This is a genomic window from Streptomyces sp. NPDC020884 (assembly GCF_044333935.1).
GTDB lineage: Bacteria > Actinomycetota > Actinomycetes > Streptomycetales > Streptomycetaceae > Streptomyces.
In genome coordinates, this window is record NZ_JBIRRY010000001.1 from 482,820 (window position 1) to 501,068 (window position 18,249).

Here is an 18,249-nt window from a genome sequence, read left to right on the forward strand (position 1 = left end):
CGCGGCGGGAAGCCCTCAGCCGGTCTCCCGCGGCAGCGCACGGGCCACCTGCGGGGCGGCGAGGTAGTTCCGGACGGTGTGGAAGTCGAAGGCGTCGATCACCGTGTGCCCGTCCACGTCGACCCGGTCGAAGCAGCGGCCCACCCCGCGCGGCGGAATGGCCACGATGTCCCCGGGGTCGGCGAGGTTGGTCCAGTGCCGCACTCCGGGCGGGCGGGCGCCGGAAGGCGCGGGAGCCGGGTCAAGCCGGGGGAAGATCGCGTGCGGGAGGGCCAGCGGCGATCCCAGGGTGATCAGCGAGGGGACCGTGAGGTGCGGGTGCTTCCAGAGCGCCTCGTAGGCGACGACCGAGCCCAGCGAGTGTGCGATGACCACCTCCGCCCGGTGTTCCTCGATGACCCGGGCCACCCGCTCGCGCACCGCGTCGCGTACGCCGGTGTCGGCCCGCAGGTACGTGGCGACCTCGCGCACGAAGGTGGCCACGAACCACTCGGTGACCGTTCTGCCGGGGAAGCGGGTGCGGGCCAGCCAGGAGACGGCCTGCCGGGGAGCCCAGGTGGCCCGCCCGGCAGCGGCGTTGTCGGGCAGCGGGAGCTCCGACAGCCAGGCGTCCAGGATCTCCCGCTCGAACCCGTCCAGGCTCTCCAGGTCCGCCGGGCCGCTCTGCCGCCCGGAGGCGTGCAGCAGGTCCGCGTAGTACGCCACCCGCACGTCACGGGCCGGGCCGGGACCGGGACCGGCGCGGCCCGCGGCCGTCCGTCCCCGGTCGAGCGCCGTGTCCCAGATCTCGGCCAGGTGCGCGGCCGCCTCCGGAGCGGACTCGCCCGGCCGGTAGTTCCCGATCCCGTGTACGCCGACGACACGCATCACAGCTTCTCCCAGGCGGGTTCCATGACGATCAGGTCTCCGGAGCGGACCACCACGGCCAGTGCGCCGGACTCGGCCACCGCGACGCGCGACACCGGCGCGGGCATCTCCAGCGTGGCGAGACAGGTGCCGTCGACGTCCCACAGCTTCACCCGTGCGTCCTGGCCGCCCGTCACGGCCACCGGACGCCCGCCGCGCACCGTGAACGCCGTGGCCGTCACCCATCCGGTGTGCCCGAGGAGCGGCACCGGTTCCGGGCGCCGCCGGGTCAGGTCCCAGACCCGCGGCACGGGCTCGACCCGCTCGCGCCCGCTGACGGCCCCGCCGAAGTAGCCGGTGACCGCGAACGACCGGCCGCCGGCCGTGGCGCACGCGATCGCGTTCAACTCCCCTTTGTGCGCCTGGATCTGGTCGGTGACCGGCTTCCCGGACTCCAGGTCCCAGACGCGCAGGACCCCGTTTCCGGCGCCGGTGAGCGCGACGGGCCGGCCGTGCACCGTGGTGCAGGCAAGGGTGTACAGACCGGCCGGGTCGGGGCCCGACGCCAGGGTGTGCGTCTCCCCGGTGAGCACGTCCCGCAGTTCGAACCGCTTCCGCTCCCCCACCCGGACCGCCACCGGACGCCCCCGCACCGTGGTGCACGCCAGCGGCGAGTACCGGCCGGCCCACGGGTCCAGGATCTCCTTCCGCGCCGCCAGGTCCCAGACCCGTACGGCGGGGTCCGCGAAACCGCCCGTCGTGACGGCCAGCGCACGGCCGCGCACGGTCGTCGTCAGCAGCGTCCCGGTCCCCTCGCCCATCGGGTCGCCCACCTCGCCGCCCGTGCCGAGGTCCCACATCCGCATCCCCGACTCGCCGAGGGCGACGGCGACTTCACGCCCGTCGACCGTCGTGCAGGCCACCTGGTGCAGCGAGTCGGACGCGGCGTTCCCGGAGCGGCCGGACTTCTGTGATCTGCGCGAGGGGATGCCCGTGGGCAGGTCCCAGACCCGTGCCGTGCCGTCGCGGCTCCCGGTGACCGCCTTCACCTCTCCGTCGACGACCGTCGAGGCGATCAGGTGAGGGCTGTCGCTGTGCCCGGTCAGCGGCGGATGGGCCCGCCGGGGCAGGACGTTCCACACCCGGACCAGAGCCGGGTACTCGCTCGCCAGGATTGTGGGCAGCCCGTCGAGCAGGACGCACGCGAGGCCGCCGTCGTTGCGGACGCTGCCCTGGCGCAGCGGTGTGAAGGACTTCCGGCGGCGGGCCAGGTCCCACATGTCGATCTTCCCGCCCTCGTGGCCGGTGAAGGCGAGGGACCGTCTGCCCAGGGTCACGCAGGCCAGTCCCCGCACGGCGGCTCCGGTGGACCACCCCTGCACGAAGGCGCCGGTCCCGATGTCCCACAGCCGCAGGTTCGTGTCCGAGCCGCCGGTGACGACGACGGACCGGCCCCGCACGACCGCGGTCGCGGAGACGGACAGCCCCCAGCCGACCCCGGTCTCGGTCTCGTACAGCACCTCCCGGCTCTCGAGGTCCACAGCGGTGAGCAGGGGGCCGACGACCACGAACGCGGGGCGACCGCGGACCGTGGCCGCGTAGACCTCGGTGTGGTAACCGCTGATGGGCGCCTCGTGATAGAGGGCTCCGGTGTCCAGGAAGCTGATCCGCAGCGTCCCGTCCTGGCTGGTGCTCGCGACGACCGGCCGGCCCGCCACGACGGAGCAGGCGAGACCGTGGACGGCCCCGGTGTGTCCGGTGAGCGGCTCACGGTGGAGCCGGCCGGTCCGGAGGTTCCAGACCCGCACCACGCCCTCGTAACCACCGGTGATCGCGACCGGGATCCCGTCCAGCTCGGTGCAGGTCAGGCCCTCCACACCCTGCGGGTGCAGCAGCGTCCGGCGCAGCGCCCCGGTGGTCCCGAACCCGGTGGCCCAGCGGGGCAGCCAGCCGCCCGCAGGGGCCCCGCCGCGCAGCGCGTCCAGCAGCGGCTCGTCCCGGTAGCGCGCCGCGTCGATCGCGAGGAGTCCGCGGCGCGACTCCGGCGGCAGCGGACCGTGCAGGTCGATGGAGCTCCGGTAGACGCCGGCCGCCGAACGGGCCGCCTCCTCGCGCGCTCGGTCCAGGACGGGAACGAGCGTGTCCGGGTCGGCGTGCACCAGGAATTCGGCGTCCGTGATCAGTTCCTCCTCGCGCCCCGCCTCGACCGCGTGGTCGATGGTGTGCCGCAGCAGGTACCGGGGCGCGGTCCCCCAGCCGGATCCGGTGGCATCCGGCTGGGCGCCGATGCCGAGGAGCAGCCGGTCCAGGACCTCGCCGGGCTCGTGGAAGGAGCCCGGGTTCTCGCCCGCCGACGGCCTGCGCAGATGGTCGGTGAGCCCCTGGTGGAAAAGGCGGTAGAGCGTGGTGCCGTCGCGTTCCAGTCCCGTACGCAGATAGAAGCGCGCCTCGTCGAGCAGCCGTTGCACGGCGGCGGGGTCCGGATCGCCGTCCGTCCGGGGGTCGGTGACGATCCGGGCGACGACCTCGGCGGGCATCCCGTCCCCCTTGGCCAGGGCGACCGCGCCGAGCACCCTGCGCAGCGCCGCCGGATCGGTGCGCAGCGCCAGGTCCAGGTCGAGCACCCCGGGGAGGGTGGCCGGGACGGTGGCCGCGATGTCGTCCGCCTCCGCGAGCGTCCGGGCGGGCGCACGGTTGTGCAGATACCCGGTGAGGAGGCTGCCGACGAGGAACGCGCCCCACTCGTCGGTCCCGCCGCGGGACGGGACCAGGGCGTCGGCCGTCGCTGCCGCGAGCCGCTCGCGGACCGGGCGCTGCTCCCGCGAGGCGTACGCGGGAGCATCGCCCAGGGCGCCGGCCAGATACGCGGCGAGGTCCGCCCGGAGCTCCGGGCGTTCCACGGTGTCCAGATCGACCAGGCCGTCCTGCACCCGCGCGGCGTCCCGGAGCCGGGCGAACTGCTCCCACGGCCGCATCCCCACCAGGAGCCGGCAGACGGGCTTCCCGTCGGGCCGGGCGGCCCGAGCGAGGGGCAGCAGGAGTTCGGCGCACAGGGTGTCGGGCTCGACGGCCTCGTCGAGCGCGTCGATCACGACGGGCGGCGGTTCCTCCAGCCCGCCCAGGGCCTGGATCAGCGTCGTGGCCTGCCACCCGTCCGCCGGCTCGGGCAGCCCCAACTGACCGACCACGGAGGCGATGACGTCGTCCACGGTGCGCTGCCTGGCGTGTACGGCGGCGAGGCGGGTGTGCTGGGAGGGGCATCCGAGGGGGTCCTGGGCCTGGAGCCGGGCCCGGATGTGCGGGACGACGGCGGCCAGTTCGGTGTGCGCCGCGCAGACCAGCGCCCCCAGCAGCGCGGATTTCCCCGAGCCCGGGGCCCCCGTGACGACGCGCAGCCCGCCGACCGCGTCGTCGTCCAGCCACGGTGCGAGCAGGCGCAGTTGGGCCCGCCGTCCCGCGAAGTGCGCCCCGGCGCGATCGGTGAAGTGCCCGGCGTCCCGGCTGTCGATATCGGTCAGGTCGTCCAGGAAGGCGCGGAGGGGGGCCGGGACCCGGAGCGCGTTGCGGCGGGCCGGGTCCTCCCGGAAGCGAGGGTTGGGGAAGAAGGGGAGGTCGGGTTCGTCCATCCCCAGGTCGACCGCCGTGGCCAGCACGGTCTGCGGCACCCCCGCCGCGGCCTCGACCCGCCGCCGCACGTGCCGGGCCACCGTCGAGAAGGCCACATGCTCCCGCGTCGGGTCGGTGCCGAGACCGGTGCGCGAGAGCTCCCGCAGCACGTCCGCGACGGCCCGGCTGAAGCGCCCGTCGTAGGCGTCCTCGTCCGTACCCGACGCGGCGAGCACCCACGCGTGGGTGTTGCGCCCCGCGTGCCGCAGCAGGAACGGGAGCCTGGCCGCCCGCCCCGAACGGCACAGGTCCAGCAGGAAGAGGGTGGGGCGGCGCAGGGTCTGGGCCGAGGAGATCCACTCGCTGACGTTCGTCCCGACGCCGACCCGCCCGGACGCCGGGACGACGTCGATTCGCGTGGGATCGCCGTACGGATCGGTCGCGCCGTGCGAGAGGAGGTGCAGGACCCGGCAGTGCGGGCCGTCGGAGTCCACGGCCTGCTCGATGGCCCTGCGTAACCCGCTCTCGTCCGGATCGACGACCTGGACGGTGCGGTAGCCGAGTTCCTCCAGGGAGCCGGCGAGCTCCGGCAGCAGCCCGTAGACGAATGGCAGCGGCGGCCAGGCCGTCGCCCCGGCGGGGGGCTCCTCACCGGCGCCGACCGCCCCGCCGAAGCGCCCCACTCCGAGGACCAGTGCCGTGTTCCCCATCCGCCGCCCCCGTCGTCCGAGCCCACGGCCCACGGGCAGGACGCCTCGCCGACCGGCTTCCGATGATGTCAGCCGGGCCGGGGGCGGGTCAGCGGGATCACCGGATCGGCAGCGGGGCACCCCGGTTCCCTCACCGGGCGGCGGCCTCGCCGTCGTGCTCCCGCAAAGGGTCGGAGGGGCCCTAGGACGCCGCCCCGTAGAACCGCTCCTCCACCACCGCCCGAGCCCGCCGGGTGATCCGCCGGTAGTCGTCCAACATGTCCCCGACATGCCCCGGCTCGTACCCCAGGTACCGCCCCACCGCCGTCATCTCCCGCGGGTCGGACGGGAACGTGTCGCCCGGCCGCCCCCGCACCAGCATCACCGCGTTGCGCACCCGCGTCGCCAGCACCCACGCCTCGTCCAGCGTCTGCGCGTCCTCCGCCGGAATCAGCCCCGCCGCACACGCGGCGGCCAGCGCCTCGCGCGTCCGCGTCGTGCGCAGTCCGGGCTCCGCCCACCCGTGCTGCATCTGCATCAGCTGCACGGTCCACTCGACGTCGCTCAACCCGCCCCGCCCCAGCTTCGCGTGGAGCGTGGGGTCCGCGCCGCGCGGCATCCGCTCGGACTCCATCCGCGCCTTGAGCCGGCGGATCTCCCGTACGGCGTCCTCGCCGAGCCCTTCCGCCGGATACCGCAGCGGATCGATGAGCTCGATGAAATCGCGCCCCAACTCCTCGTCGCCCGCCACCGGTTCGGCCCGCAACAGCGCCTGGCTCTCCCACACCAGCGACCAGCGCCGGTAGTAGGCCTCGTACGACTTCAGCGTGCGCACCAGCGGTCCGGTCTTGCCCTCCGGGCGCAGGTCCGCGTCGATCAGCAGCGGCGGGTCGGCCGTCGGCAGCTGGAGGAGCCTTCGCACCTCGGAGACGACGGCGTTGGCGGCCCGCGCCGCCTCCTCGTCGCTCACGCCCTCGCGCGGCCGGTGGGCGAAGAGGACGTCGGCGTCGGAGCCGTAACTCAGCTCGTGCCCGCCGAAGCGGCCCATGCCGATGACGGCGAACCGGGTCGGCAGGGTGTCGCCCCACTGCTCGCGGACGGCGGCCCGCAGCGCGCCCGCGATGGTGGCGGCGTTGAGGTCGGTGACGGCCGCGCCGACGCGGTCGACGAGCGTCCCGTGATCCTGCTCGGCGGGGTTGTCCTCGGTGCCGTACGAGCCGATGAGGTCGGCGGCCGTCGTACGGAACAGCTCGCGGCGGCGGACCCCGCGCACCACCGCGACGGCCGACTCCGCGTCCCCGGCACGCCCCACCGCGGCCAGCACCTCCTGCTCCAGGTGCGCCCGGGTGCGCGGCACGAGCCCCTCCGGATCGCCGAGGATCGCCACCGCCTCCGGGGCCCGCATAAGCAGGTCCGGGGCGAGGCGGCCCGCGGAGAGGACCCGGGCGAGGTTCTCCGCGGCCGCGCCCTCGTCGCGCAGGAGCCGCAGGTACCACGGGGTCTTGCCGAGCGCGTCGGACACCTTGCGGAAGCCGAGGAGCCCGGCGTCCGGGTCGGCGGAGTCCGCGAACCAGCCGAGCAGCACCGGCAGCAGGGTGCGCTGGATGGCGGCCTTGCGGGAGACCCCGGAGGAGAGGGCCTCCAGGTGCCGTAGGGCGGCCGTCGGGTCGGCGTACCCGAGGGCCTCCAGTCGGTGGGCGGCGGCCTTCGCGCTGAGCCGGGACTCGGCGGGGGCCAGCTGGGCGACGGCGTCCAGCAGCGGCCGGTAGAAGATCTTCTCGTGCAGCCGCCGTACGACGGAGGCGTGCCGCTTCCAGGCCTTGTTGAGCTCGGCGACCGGGTCGGTGCGCATCCCGAGCGACCGGCCGAGCCGCCGCAGGTCGGCCTCGTCGTCGGGGACCAGATGGGTGCGGCGCAGCCGGTAGAGCTGGATGCGGTGCTCCATGGAGCGCAGAAAGCGGTACGCCTCGTCGAGTTGGGCGGCGTCCGCGCGCCCCACGTACCCGCCTTCGGCGAGCGCCCGCAGGGCCTCCAGGGTGGAACCGCTGTGCAGGGAGGCGTCGCTGCGTCCGTGCACCAACTGGAGGAGCTGGACGGCGAATTCGACGTCCCGCAGTCCGCCGGGGCCGAGCTTCAGCTCCCGCTCGATCCGGTCGGCGGGGATGTTGTCGACGACACGGCGGCGCATCTTCTGCACGTCCGGGACGAAGTTCTCCCGGTCGGCGGCCTGCCAGACCAGCGGTGACACCGCCTGGACGTACTCCGCGCCCAACTCGGGGTCGCCGGCCACCGCACGGGCCTTCAACAGGGCCTGGAACTCCCAGGTCTTGGCCCAGCGCTGGTAGTAGGCGAGGTGCGAGGTGAGCGTCCGCACCAGCGGCCCGTTGCGGCCCTCGGGGCGGAGGTTGGCGTCGACCTCCCAGATGGCGCCCTCGACGGTGGTCTCGGAGCAGAGCCTCATCATGTGGGCGGCCAGCCGGGTGGCGGCCTGCATGGCCTTGGTCTCGTCGACCCCCTCGCGCGCCTCCCCGACGAAGATCACGTCGACGTCGGAGACGTAGTTCAGCTCCCGCCCGCCGCACTTGCCCATCGCGATGACCGCGAGCCGGCACTGAGCCGCGTCCTCGGGCGCGGCCGTCCGGGCGATGGCGAGCGCGGCGCGCAGGGTGGCGGTGGCGAGGTCGGCCAGTTCGGCGGCGGCCTGGGCGAGGTCGGTCGTGCCGCACACGTCCCGGGCCGCGAGGGTGAGCAGACACCGGCGGTAGGCGACCCGCAGCGAGTCCGGGTCGACGGCGTCGGCGAGCCCCTGCTCGAACTCGGCGACGCCGGGGTGCAGGTCGACCGCCTCGTAGGTGACGAGCGCCTGCCAGTCGCGCGGGCGCCGGGCCAGGTGGTCGCCGAGCGCCTCGGACGCCCCGAGGACCCCGAGGAGCCGGTCGCGCAGGGGCTTGGCGGTGACGAGCGTGTCGAGCAGCACCTGCCGCTCCTCCGGCGCCTCGGCCTCCACGACCCGGACCAGACCGCGCAGGGCCAGATCCGGATCGGCGGTGGCCCCGAGGGCCTCCAGGAGCACCGGATCCGCCCGTACGGAGGCGAGCTCGTCCAGGTCCAGGAGTCGCTGGGCGGCGGACGGGTCGGTGAATCCGTGCCGCAGCAGCCTGGTGAACGTACTGCTTCTGCGCCCCGGCGCCGTCGTCATCCCGTGCTCTCCTGCCAGCCGAACCGAACTGCGTAGCCGTACGTCGCCGCGTCACGGCCACGTCGCCGCGCCACAGCTCTTCGAGCCTAGTCCTGTGCCGGTGGATTCGGGACGGGAGCGGAGTCCGCCGAGGGAGTCTCCCGGCAGTCCCCGGGGAGTCCGCCGAGGGAAGAGGCCTCGACAGCGCCCGGAGGAACAAGGGCCCGCGGCCCGCACCCGTACGACGTACGACGCGTACGGGGGCGGGCTCCCGGCCGCGCCGGGGGTGACCCGTTCAGCCGGACGCGGTACCGGTTCGCACGGCCTGTTCCGCGCGGTCGGCGAGGACGGTCTCGGCCGCCCCGACGGCGGCGGCCTCCCCGGTCCCGACGACGACGGTGGCGTACAGCTCCTCGGAGACCAGGACCCGGGGAATCAGCCCGGCGGCGCGCAGCACCTCGACCGCCGTGTCCCGCTGCCGCTCGCTCGCCTCCACGAGCAGGCTGCCGCCGGGGGCGAGCCACCCGGGTGCTTCGGCGGCGACCCGGCGCATGACGTCGAGCCCGTCGCCGCCCCCGTCCAGGGCGACGCGGGGTTCATGGATGCGGGCCTCGGCGGGCAGCAGCTCGACGTCGTCGGTGGGGACGTAGGGGACGTTGGCCAGCAGCACGTCGACCCGGCCGCGCAGGGCGGCGGGGAGCGGGGCGAACAGATCGCCCTCGTGGACCTGCCCCAGGTCGCCGATATTGCGCCGGGCGCAGCGCACGGCGGCGGGTTCGACGTCGCAGGCGTGCAGTTCGGCCGCGTCCGACGCGGTGGCGAGGGCGACGCCGAGCGCACCGGAACCGCAGCAGAGGTCGACGACGACGGCCCGGTGGGGCGCGAGGGCGGCGGCCTGCGCCACCAGGAACTCCGTACGGCGGCGGGGCACGAAGACACCGGTGTCCACGGCGAACCGGCGACCGCAGAACTCCGCCCAGCCCAGGACGTGTTCGAGCGGCAGCCCGGCGGCGCGGCGCTCGACGAGGGAGGACAGCTCGTCCGGGGAAGCGGCGGCCTCGTGGAGGAGGCGGGCCTCGTCCTCGGCGAAGACGCAGCCGGCGCGGCGGAGCGCGCCGACGGTGGAGGAGAAGGAAGAGAAGAGGGGAACCGGCATACGAGAAGAGCCTTTCGGGAAAACCGATGGGCGCTCCGCGATCGGCCTATGCCGTCCGGTCGGCTGCTGCCGGTCGTACGACGCGATCGTGTGGGGTGAGCACCCAGCCTGATCCAGCGGTAATGGGTCTCACCTCCTCGGTCGATCCGGTCGATCCCCGTGGCGTACGGGGTTGTCACCCTACAACAGCCCGCTTCCGCGCCCGGGAGAAGCGCGGAAGCGGGCCGGTTCGCCCTCGGGTCCGCTCGCCCTACAGGTCGACGCTGTCCCGCAGCTTGGTGGGCGTCAGGAACAGGGAGGCGATCACACCGATCACGGCGATCCCGGCCGAGATGAGGAAGATGTGACCGGTGGCGTCCCCGTACGCGGCCCGGACGACGTCCTGGACCTGGGGCGGCATGGCGGCGACGTTGAGGGTGGAGCCGCCGGAGCCGGACGCGGCCGGGTCGATGCCGAGCTTCGTCAGCCCGTCGGTGATCCTGGTGGCGACCTGGTGGGCGAGGACCGCGCCGAGCACCGAGACGCCCATGGTGCCGCCGAGCGAGCGGAAGAAGGTGATGGCGCCGCTGGCCGCGCCGATCTCGCTGAGCGGGACGGTGTTCTGGAGCACCAGAACGAGGTTCTGCATCGACATGCCGACACCGGCTCCCACGCCGAGCATCCCCAACGACACCAGGACGAGCGAGGTCCGGTGGTCGATGAAGGACAACCCGAGGAAGCCGAGGGCGAGAACGACCACGCCGGCGACGATGAACGGCTTGACCTTGCCGGTCCTGGACACGAGGCGTCCGGCGACGGTGGAGGAGACGAGCACCCCCGCCATCAGCGGGATGGTGAGGAGCCCGGCCTCGGTCGGCGAGTAGCCGCGTCCGATCTGGAAGTACTGCCCGAGGAAGACCGCGCCGCCGAACATGGCCATGCCGACCGCGAGGCTGGCGACGATGGCGAGGGCGGGGTCCCGGCGGCGGACGACGTGCAGGGGGACGACGGGCTCCTTGACCCGGGCCTCGACGAGAACGGCCGCCCCCAGGATGAGCACACTCCCGCCGACCATCAGGGCGGACTGCCAGGAGACCCAGTCGAAGTCGTCGCCGACGAAGGTGACCCAGAGAAGCAGGAGGCTGACGCCGGCCGCGATGAGCGAGGCCCCGAGGTAGTCGACCTTGGTCTCGGGCCGGCGGACCTCGACGAGGTGCAGGGTGCGGGCGAGCATCACGGAGGCGAGGAGCGTGAAGGGCACGGCGATGAAGAAGCACCAGCGCCAGCCGAGCCAGGAGGCGTCGGTGATGAACCCGCCGAGCAGCGGCCCGCCGACGGTGGCGACGGCCATGACCCCGCCGAGGTAGCCGTTGTAGCGACCGCGCTCCTTGGGGCTGATCATCGCGGCGATGATCACCTGGACGAGCACCTGGAGCGCCCCCATGCCGAGCCCCTGGAAGGCGCGGAAGGCGATCAACTGCTCGGTGGACTGGGCGAATCCGCAGGCGACCGACGAGACGACGAAGATCCCGATGGCTATCTGGAGCAGCAGCTTCTTGCTGAACAGGTCGGCGAGCTTGCCCCAGATCGGGGTGGACGCCGTGGAGGCGAGCAGGGTCGCGGTGACGACCCAGGTGTACTGCGACTGCGTGCCGTCGAGGGACCCGATGATCTGCGGGAGGGCGACCGAGACCACGGTGCTGCTGATCATCGCCACGAACAGCACGATGAGCAGCCCGCTGAGGGCCCGCAGAACGTGCCGGTGGTCCATGGGTGCGGCGGCGGGTGCCCCGGCCGGCGCGGCGGTGGTGTCTGCTGCGCTCACGCGCAACCTCCGGAAGGTTCGTACGGGAGGGAGAAGACTTCACCATACATGCACACTGGGCAATTTTGCTCACTGCGCAATAATTTTGGGACCGGGGGATAATGCCCCCATGGACAGCAGCACCACGGGACCGGGACTCCGGGAACGCAAGAAGGAAGCCACCCGGCAGGCCGTGCACGAGGCGACCCTGCGCCTGACGGTGGAGCACGGCTTCGACCAGGTGACGGTCGAGGCGGTGGCGGACGCGGCCGGGATCTCCCGCAGGACGTTCTCCAACTACTTCACCAACAAGGAGGACGCCCTCCTCTACGGCGAGGAGCAGCTGATCCGGGCCCTGGTCCGCACGGTGAGAGACCGCCCCGCCGACGAACCCGCCTGGCCGGCCCTGCGCTCGGCGGTGGCCCAGTTCGCGGACCGGGTGTCGCCCCCGGAGCGCGAGTGGGCGGTCCGCACCCGCCTGGCGATGCGTCACCCTTCCTTGCTGGCCCGCCAGTTGGCCAACCACGCAGCCCTGGAACGGGACCTGGCCGAAGCGGTCGCCGCCCGCCCCGGCCCGGCCTCGTCCCCGGTCCGCCCGATCGTCCTGGCGGCGGGCTTCCTCTCCTCGCTCCGGATCGCGATGCGCATGTGGATCGAGGAGGACCTGGCCCGCGAGCCGGCGGCGGTGATCGACGAGATTCTGGACGAGATGGGGCGGGGGTTCGCGTGAGGGGCGCGACCCTCGTCGCCGCCGGCGGATCCCGGCGTTCCCGCCGCCGGAATCAGCGGGAGCGCACTCAGGAATCCGGCTGGTCGACGCGGATCTCGTAGGCGATCTCCCAGCGGATGTCCGGCACGACGATGTTGGCCGTCTCCACGGGCCGCCCCTCGCGGTCGAAGTAGGTGCGTTCCACCTCGATGACCAGGTCACCGATGGAGATCCCGAGCAGATTCGCCTGCTCCCGCGTCGCACGGGCCGGGCGCGGCAGCTCGAGGCCGGTGGTGATGTTCACGCCGATGGAGCGCATGCGCTCCACGACGCCGATCCTGCCGTGCGGGCCCATCTCCGGAAGGAGGACGGGCGTCCCGTCCGTGATGGCCATCGGCTCCCAGCTCCTGGCGAGTTGTACGGGCAGGCCGTCGGCGAGGAACTCGTAGTCGGTGACGACACAGAGGTCGCCGGGCTCGATCGCCAGCCGTTCGGCGATGCCCTGCGGCGCGGGGACCCGTGCCGTACTGGTGCACTCCCAGTCGGCCTCGTGGTCGAGCTCGCCCATGTCCGAGGCGAAGGGACTGCCGTCGCGCTGCTCGCGGTGGCGCGAGCGGACCATGCGCCGGCGCTCGCGGGCCCGGCGGACGTATGTGCCGGAGCCGGCGCGGCCTTCGAGGATGCCCTCGATGATCAGGCGCTCCATGGCCCGCTGCGCCACGGACTGACCGACGCCGTACTCCTCGGCGAACCGGGCCCGGGACGGCAGCTTGTCCCCCACGGCCCATTCCCCGGCCCGCACGCGAGCCCGCAGAGCGTCCGCCACCTGCAAGTACGGCGTATCACGTGGCATTTGAGCAGCTCCGTGGGTCGGGCGTCGACGTAGGCGTCGCTGTTGACAAAGCTAACCCATCAGGTTGAAGCTGAATACTCAGCATTACATGGAGTGACATTCGGTTCACCAGGGGAGAAGTGTGCGCTCTGCACAAGCGCGGGTCGCGGCGCTGACCGGCATGCTCGCCGCCGCCACCGGCACCGAACCGCGCACCACCGCAGCCCCGGACACCTTCCGCGTCGAGGCCGATCTCCCCTCCGGGTTGAGCACGACCGCGCACTCGGCCGTCCTGGCCGCCCTGGCCACGGCGGACCGCTACGGCCACACGCTCACCCGCACCGCCGAATACGTGTGGGCCGAGATCAGCAGAGAGGCGAACGTGACCACGACCGACTCCCCGGACACGGCGTACCGCGCCCTGCTCGGCCACACGATGACCTGCACCGCCTGCCGGACCGGCACGATCTGCCCCGCCGCGACGAAGCTCGTCCGCGTCTGGCGGGAGACCCGCCGATGAGACGCGGCACGCCGTCGGACCCGGCCCCGGAGGCCCGCAGTACGCGCCCCGAGCCGGGCCCGGCGATCGAGGGCGGGCCGGACGCGCACGGCCCCGCGTTCCGAGGGGCCGGGGCGGCGGCGTACGGCGGGGCCGAGGCGGCGGCGTATGGCGGGGCTGGGGCGGCGACGTATGGCGGGGCCGAGGCGGTGAGGTATCGCGGGCCCGAGACGGCGAGGTACGGCGGGGCCGAGGCCGTTGCGTACGGGCCCGCAGAGGGCCCGGTCCTCCTCTGGCACGGCCCGCCGATCACCTGGGCCGACCGCGCCCACGGCTTCTTGCTTCCGCTCCCCCAGCCCCGCCAGCGAGGAGGCACCTGATGCGCAGCACCTACCGAGCCTTACCCGCACCCCCCGGCAGGAGGCCCGGATGATCACCCTCTCCGCGACGGACGTCCGCGTCTGCGAGGCATGCTGGAACGCCCCGGTCACCGCCGCCCGGCACACCCCCGCCGGCCGCGACCTGCTCTGCGAGGAGTGCACGGAGGGCGACTACCCGCGCCGCGTCGACCTCTTCCCGCCGTTCGGCGTCTACGGCCTGACGACCCGCAAGGTCCTGAACGACGGCAGACACGGCAGCGGCCCCCCGAAGACCCCGCCCAACCCGGGCCCTCCCCTGCCCAACCCGCCCCCCGCGCCGTCACCGCGGGGGACACCGCCGGTGTAGCGCCCCGGTCGCTCGTTGGCCCGGAAAGTCGAGAGCCGGCGGGGCCGCTACGCGTTGAGCGGCCCGGAGGGGCTCATGACTGCGGGCGGGTCGCTTCGGTCGAACCGGGCGACCCGCCCGCAGTGCGTTTCCTGAACCGCTGGCCTGCGGCTACAGCACCGGCAGCAGGTTCTTCAGCTCGAAGGCCGTGACCTCGCTGCGGTACTCCTCCCATTCCTGCTTCTTGTTGCGCAGGAAGAAGTCGAAGACGTGCTCGCCCAGCGTCTCGGCGACCAACTCGCTCTTCTCCATCAGCGAGATGGCCTCGCCCAGGTTCTGCGGGAGCGGCTCGATGCCCATCGCGCGGCGTTCGGCGTCCGAGAGGGCCCAGACGTCGTCATCGGCGCCGGCCGGGAGTTCGTAGCCCTCCTCGATGCCCTTGAGGCCCGCGGCGAGCAGGACCGCGTAGGTGAGGTACGGGTTGGCGCCGGAGTCGATGGAGCGGACCTCGACGCGGGCCGAGCCGGTCTTGCCGGGCTTGTACATCGGGACGCGGATGAGGGCGGAGCGGTTGTTGTGGCCCCAGCAGATGTACGAGGGGGCCTCGCCGCCCGCGCCGGCCGCTCGGGACGAGCCGCCCCAGATGCGCTTGTAGGAGTTGACCCACTGGTTGGTGACGGCCGAGATCTCGGCGGCGTGCTTCAGCAGGCCCGCGATGAAGGAGCGGCCGACCTTGGACAGTTGGTACTCCGCGCCCGACTCGTAGAACGCGTTGCGGTCGCCCTCGAAGAGGGAGAGGTGGGTGTGCATGCCCGAACCCGGGTACTCCGAGAAGGGCTTCGGCATGAACGTGGCCTGCACGCCCTGCTCCAGCGCCACCTGCTTCATCACCAGACGGAACGTCATGATGTTGTCCGCCGTGGAGAGCGCGTCCGCGTACCGCAGGTCGATCTCCTGCTGGCCGGGGGCGCCCTCGTGGTGGCTGAACTCGACCGAGATGCCCATCGATTCGAGCATCGTGATCGCCTGGCGGCGGAAGTCCATGCCGACGTTCTGCGGTGTGTGGTCGAAGTAGCCGGAGCTGTCCGCCGGGGTCGGGCGGGTGCCGTCGACCGGCTTGTTCTTCAGCAGGAAGAACTCGATCTCCGGGTGCGTGTAGAACGTGAAGCCGAGGTCGGACGTCTTCGCCAGGATCCGCTTCAGCACGTAGCGCGGGTCGGCGAAGGAGGGTGAGCCGTCCGGCATCAGGATGTCGCAGAACATACGCGCGGTGCCCGGGGCCTCCGCGCGCCAGGGCAGGATCTGGAAGGTGCCCGGGTCAGGCTTGGCGATCATGTCCGACTCGTAGACCCGCGCGAAGCCCTCGATCGCCGAGCCGTCGAACCCGATGCCTTCGTCGAAGGCCTGCTCCAGTTCGGCCGGAGCGACGGCGACGGACTTGAGGAACCCGAGGACGTCGGTGAACCACAGCCGCACGAAGCGGATGTCGCGCTCCTCAAGGGTCCTGAGGACGAATTCCTGCTGCTTGTCCATTGCCACATCCTTGCAGTTCAGACGGTCCGTGCACCACCGCCCGGGGTAGGGGAGACACTGCCAGTATCACGACCCGGGATTTCACCCACATTACGCACTCGGTGTGAGAGGGAGCACTCGGCCACCCACTACGATCGGCGACCGTGGCGCACCGGGGCGGCGGCCGACTTCCCGCCCGTCCGCGCGCAGCGGTCCACGCACCGTTGTCCCACCCTCCCGGCCCCTTCGCAGAAGGACTCGACGACATGAGTTTCGACCCCCGGCACCCCCAGCACCAGGCCCCCGACGCCCGCGCTCGCGGCACCCGCAACCGGGCCATCGCCATAGGGCTGAGCGCCGCTGTCGTGGCCGGTCTCGTCACCTTCGGCTCGTACCTGCTGCTGGAGAACTCCGAGGCGAACGAGAAGCCCGAGGACACCTCGGCGGCCCAGGACGGCAAGCATCCGGACGGACACGGCGGCGACCACGGAGACGCCCACGGCGACGCCAAGGGCGGAGCCATCGACGGGTTGAAGTCCTGGGACGCCGCGAAGCTCGGTCGCCAGCACGTGGCGGGCTCGGTGGACTACCCGATGAAGCCGCCGGTCGGCGGCGACCACAACCAGTCCTGGATGAACTGCGACGGCGACGTATACGAAAAGCCGCTCCCGGACGTCAACGCCGTCCACTCCCTGGAGCACGGCGCGGTCTGGATCACGTACAACGGCTCGGCCGCCGACGCGGATGTCGCCAAGCTCGCCGAGCGGGTCAAGGCCACTCCGTTCACGCTGATGAGCCCGTACGCCGATCAGGAAGGCGCGATCATGCTCAGCGCCTGGGGCAAGCAGGTCGCCGTGGACTCCGCCGGCGACAAGCGGGTCGACCAGTTCCTCGCCCAGTACGTCCAGGGCAAGCAGACCCCCGAGCCCGGCGCGCCCTGCACCGGCGGGTTGGCGACGGTGCCGCAGTGACGCCGGAACAGCGGACGTCGGAGCAGCGAACGGCGGAGCCGCGTACGGCGCAGGACGAGGACGCTCAGGTGCTCGTGGAGCGGCGGAAGACCCGGCGCATCCGGTGGGCGGCCGGTTCCGCCGTGGCCCTCGCCCTGCTCTTCGCGGGGGTGGCCACCGTGGCCTCCGCGCGCGGCGACGGGGGCGAGCGGGGTGCCTCCGGGGCCCTTCCACCGGCGGCCGATTCCGCCGACGCCGGGTTCGCCCGGGACATGGCCGTCCACCATCAGCAGGCCGTCGAGATGTCCTTCATCGTCCGCGACCGTACGGACGACGAGGACGTACGGCGTCTCGCCTACGACATCGCCAACACCCAGGCCAACCAGCGCGGCATGCTGCTCGGCTGGCTCGACCTGTGGGAGCTGCCCAAGGTCGCCCCGGGCGGGGAGCCGCCCATGGCGTGGATGGCCGACGAGGACGGGCAGGGACAGGGGCACGGCCACGGGCACGGGCACGGGCACGGTGGGCATGATGCGCGGGGCGCCGAGGCGGGTTCCGGTGCGGATGGGGTGCTCATGGCGGGCATGGCGAGCCGTTCCGAGCTGGAGCGGCTCGGGCGGCTCGACGGCCGGCCGGCCGAGGTGTTCTTCCTCCAGTTGATGACGGACCACCACAAGGGCGGCGTCGCCATGGCCGACGCCTGCGCCTCCCTGTGCGCGGTACCGGCCGAGCAGCGGCTCGCCCGGGGCATGGTCGAGGGGCAGCGGTCCGAGCTGGGGCTGATGCGGGACATGCTGGCCGAGCGGGGAGCCAAGCCCCGGTCCTGAGCCGGCCCCGGGACTGAGTCACGTCCGGTCCTGGGCCAAGCCCCGGTCCTGACCAAAGCCCCGGTCCTGTGCCTATGTCGCTGCTCCCGCGTCGCTTCCTGAGCCGGGGGCCACGGCGGCCCGGACCACCGGGTGCGTCAGCTTTCGTCCTCCCGTCGGCGCACCCGAACGGGTGATTGCGGTCGCGCCGCCCCGGCGGGCCGATGACGATGGGTTGCGCTCGGGGCCGTACGGCAGTGCCATCGGCACGCAGGAGGAAATCCCCCATGACGACCGCCAAAGACATCATGCACAGCGGGGCCCGCTGGATCCCGGCCCACGAGACGCTCGACCGCGCCGCGCAGGTGATGCGCGAGCACAACGTGGGCGCGCTGCCCGTCTCCGCCGACGGTGACTCGGACCGGATGGTCGGCATCATCACCGACCGCGACATCGTCGTCGGCTGTGTGGCCAAGGGACACGACCCGTCGAAGATCACCGCGGGCGATCTCGCGCAGGGCACGCCCCGCTGGATCGAGGCGGGGGCCGATGTGAACGCGGTCCTGGAGGAGATGCAGACCCACCGCATCCGCCGGCTGCCCGTCGTCGAGAACAAGAAGCTGGTCGGCATGATCAGCGAGGCCGACCTCGCGCAGCACCTGACCGAGGAGCAGATCGCGGGCTGGGCGGAGAAGGTCTACTCCCGCAGCTGAGGCCGATGGCACGTGCGACGGCGACCCGGCGCCCCCGGTCCGCTCCGGCGAAGGGGTGCCGGGCCGCCATCCGCCCCTCCGGCATCGTCACCCCGCACACGGCCGGGCCTCCGGCGGAGCGCTTCGGTGCGTCGTCCTCGGGGTACCGGCCCCGGATTCCCACCTCGGACACCGGCCCCGGACACCCGCCTCCGATATCGGCCTCGGACACCGGAGCCGGCCCGCGCTCCGTCCTCGGCAGGTCGGGCCGATAGCTGCTCCGAGC

The 18,249-nt window shown here is 73.0% G+C and carries 14 protein-coding genes; 7 read left to right on the forward strand and 7 right to left on the reverse strand.

Annotated features, from left to right (window positions below; genetic code table 11):
• Positions 1 to 15 precede the first annotated feature (15 nt).
• The 5 genes from ACH4UK_RS02180 to ACH4UK_RS02200 all read right to left on the reverse strand — a co-directional run bounded on the left by ACH4UK_RS02180 (position 16) and on the right by ACH4UK_RS02200 (position 11,225).
• Positions 16 to 867: a serine peptidase gene (locus tag ACH4UK_RS02180; protein WP_398354175.1), complete on the reverse strand. Its 852-nt coding sequence runs from the start codon at positions 865 to 867 to the stop codon at positions 16 to 18.
• Positions 867 to 5,162 carry a caspase family protein gene (locus ACH4UK_RS02185; protein WP_398354176.1) on the reverse strand — a complete coding sequence of 1,432 codons (4,296 nt, stop codon included), beginning with the start codon at positions 5,160 to 5,162 and terminating at the stop codon, positions 867 to 869. Before ACH4UK_RS02185 ends, ACH4UK_RS02180 begins: the two co-directional genes overlap by 1 nt.
• Positions 5,163 to 5,343: 181 nt before the next feature.
• Positions 5,344 to 8,340 carry a bifunctional [glutamine synthetase] adenylyltransferase/[glutamine synthetase]-adenylyl-L-tyrosine phosphorylase gene (locus ACH4UK_RS02190; RefSeq protein WP_398354177.1) on the reverse strand — a complete coding sequence of 999 codons (2,997 nt, stop codon included), beginning with the start codon at positions 8,338 to 8,340 and terminating at the stop codon, positions 5,344 to 5,346.
• 274 nt (positions 8,341 to 8,614) lie between these two features.
• Entirely contained in the window at positions 8,615 to 9,475 is an 861-nt protein-coding gene (locus ACH4UK_RS02195) for a putative protein N(5)-glutamine methyltransferase (protein ID WP_398354178.1), read from the reverse strand.
• Positions 9,476 to 9,725: 250 nt separating this feature from the next.
• Positions 9,726 to 11,225 carry an MDR family MFS transporter gene (locus ACH4UK_RS02200; RefSeq protein WP_398354916.1) on the reverse strand — a complete coding sequence of 500 codons (1,500 nt, stop codon included), beginning with the start codon at positions 11,223 to 11,225 and terminating at the stop codon, positions 9,726 to 9,728.
• A 163-nt stretch (positions 11,226 to 11,388) separates the two neighbouring features.
• Here ACH4UK_RS02200 and ACH4UK_RS02205 point away from each other — a divergent pair, with 163 nt between their 5' ends.
• Positions 11,389 to 11,988: a TetR family transcriptional regulator gene (locus tag ACH4UK_RS02205; protein ID WP_398354179.1), complete on the forward strand. Its 600-nt coding sequence runs from the start codon at positions 11,389 to 11,391 to the stop codon at positions 11,986 to 11,988.
• 67 nt (positions 11,989 to 12,055) lie between these two features.
• Here the strand turns inward: ACH4UK_RS02205 and ACH4UK_RS02210 are convergent, their stop codons facing one another.
• A complete protein-coding gene (locus tag ACH4UK_RS02210; RefSeq protein ID WP_398354180.1) occupies positions 12,056 to 12,820 on the reverse strand; it encodes a GntR family transcriptional regulator in 765 nt (254 codons plus the stop codon).
• A gap of 160 nt (positions 12,821 to 12,980) precedes the next feature.
• On the opposite strand from ACH4UK_RS02210, the gene ACH4UK_RS02215 reads away from it, so the two are divergent.
• The 3 genes from ACH4UK_RS02215 to ACH4UK_RS02225 are packed head-to-tail and all read left to right on the forward strand — an operon-like array spanning position 12,981 to position 14,024.
• Positions 12,981 to 13,319, forward strand: a complete 339-nt coding sequence (locus ACH4UK_RS02215; protein ID WP_398354917.1) for a hypothetical protein — start codon at positions 12,981 to 12,983, stop codon at positions 13,317 to 13,319.
• Positions 13,316 to 13,678, forward strand: coding sequence for a hypothetical protein (locus ACH4UK_RS02220; protein ID WP_398354181.1), 363 nt, complete (start codon positions 13,316 to 13,318; stop codon positions 13,676 to 13,678). The genes ACH4UK_RS02215 and ACH4UK_RS02220 overlap by 4 nt, the downstream gene beginning before the upstream one ends.
• A 49-nt stretch (positions 13,679 to 13,727) precedes the next feature.
• Positions 13,728 to 14,024: a hypothetical protein gene (locus ACH4UK_RS02225; protein WP_398354182.1), complete on the forward strand. Its 297-nt coding sequence runs from the start codon at positions 13,728 to 13,730 to the stop codon at positions 14,022 to 14,024.
• Positions 14,025 to 14,174: 150 nt separating this feature from the next.
• On the opposite strand, the gene glnA is transcribed toward ACH4UK_RS02225, so the two are convergent.
• Positions 14,175 to 15,536 (reverse strand): type I glutamate--ammonia ligase, encoded by a 1,362-nt coding sequence (gene glnA / locus ACH4UK_RS02230; RefSeq protein WP_030080862.1) that lies wholly within the window; start codon positions 15,534 to 15,536, stop codon positions 14,175 to 14,177.
• Positions 15,537 to 15,781: 245 nt separating this feature from the next.
• Here glnA and ACH4UK_RS02235 point away from each other — a divergent pair, with 245 nt between their 5' ends.
• The 3 genes from ACH4UK_RS02235 to ACH4UK_RS02245 all read left to right on the forward strand — a co-directional run bounded on the left by ACH4UK_RS02235 (position 15,782) and on the right by ACH4UK_RS02245 (position 17,984).
• Entirely contained in the window at positions 15,782 to 16,486 is a 705-nt protein-coding gene (locus ACH4UK_RS02235; protein WP_398354183.1) for a DUF3105 domain-containing protein, read from the forward strand.
• Between the two features lie 74 nt (positions 16,487 to 16,560).
• On the forward strand, positions 16,561 to 17,292 hold the full coding sequence (locus ACH4UK_RS02240; protein ID WP_398354918.1) for a DUF305 domain-containing protein: 732 nt from the start codon (positions 16,561 to 16,563) through the stop codon (positions 17,290 to 17,292).
• 266 nt (positions 17,293 to 17,558) lie between these two features.
• The gene (locus tag ACH4UK_RS02245; protein ID WP_398354184.1) at positions 17,559 to 17,984 is read left to right on the forward strand and encodes a CBS domain-containing protein; all 426 of its coding nucleotides are present in this window, start codon (positions 17,559 to 17,561) and stop codon (positions 17,982 to 17,984) included.
• Positions 17,985 to 18,249 lie beyond the last annotated feature (265 nt).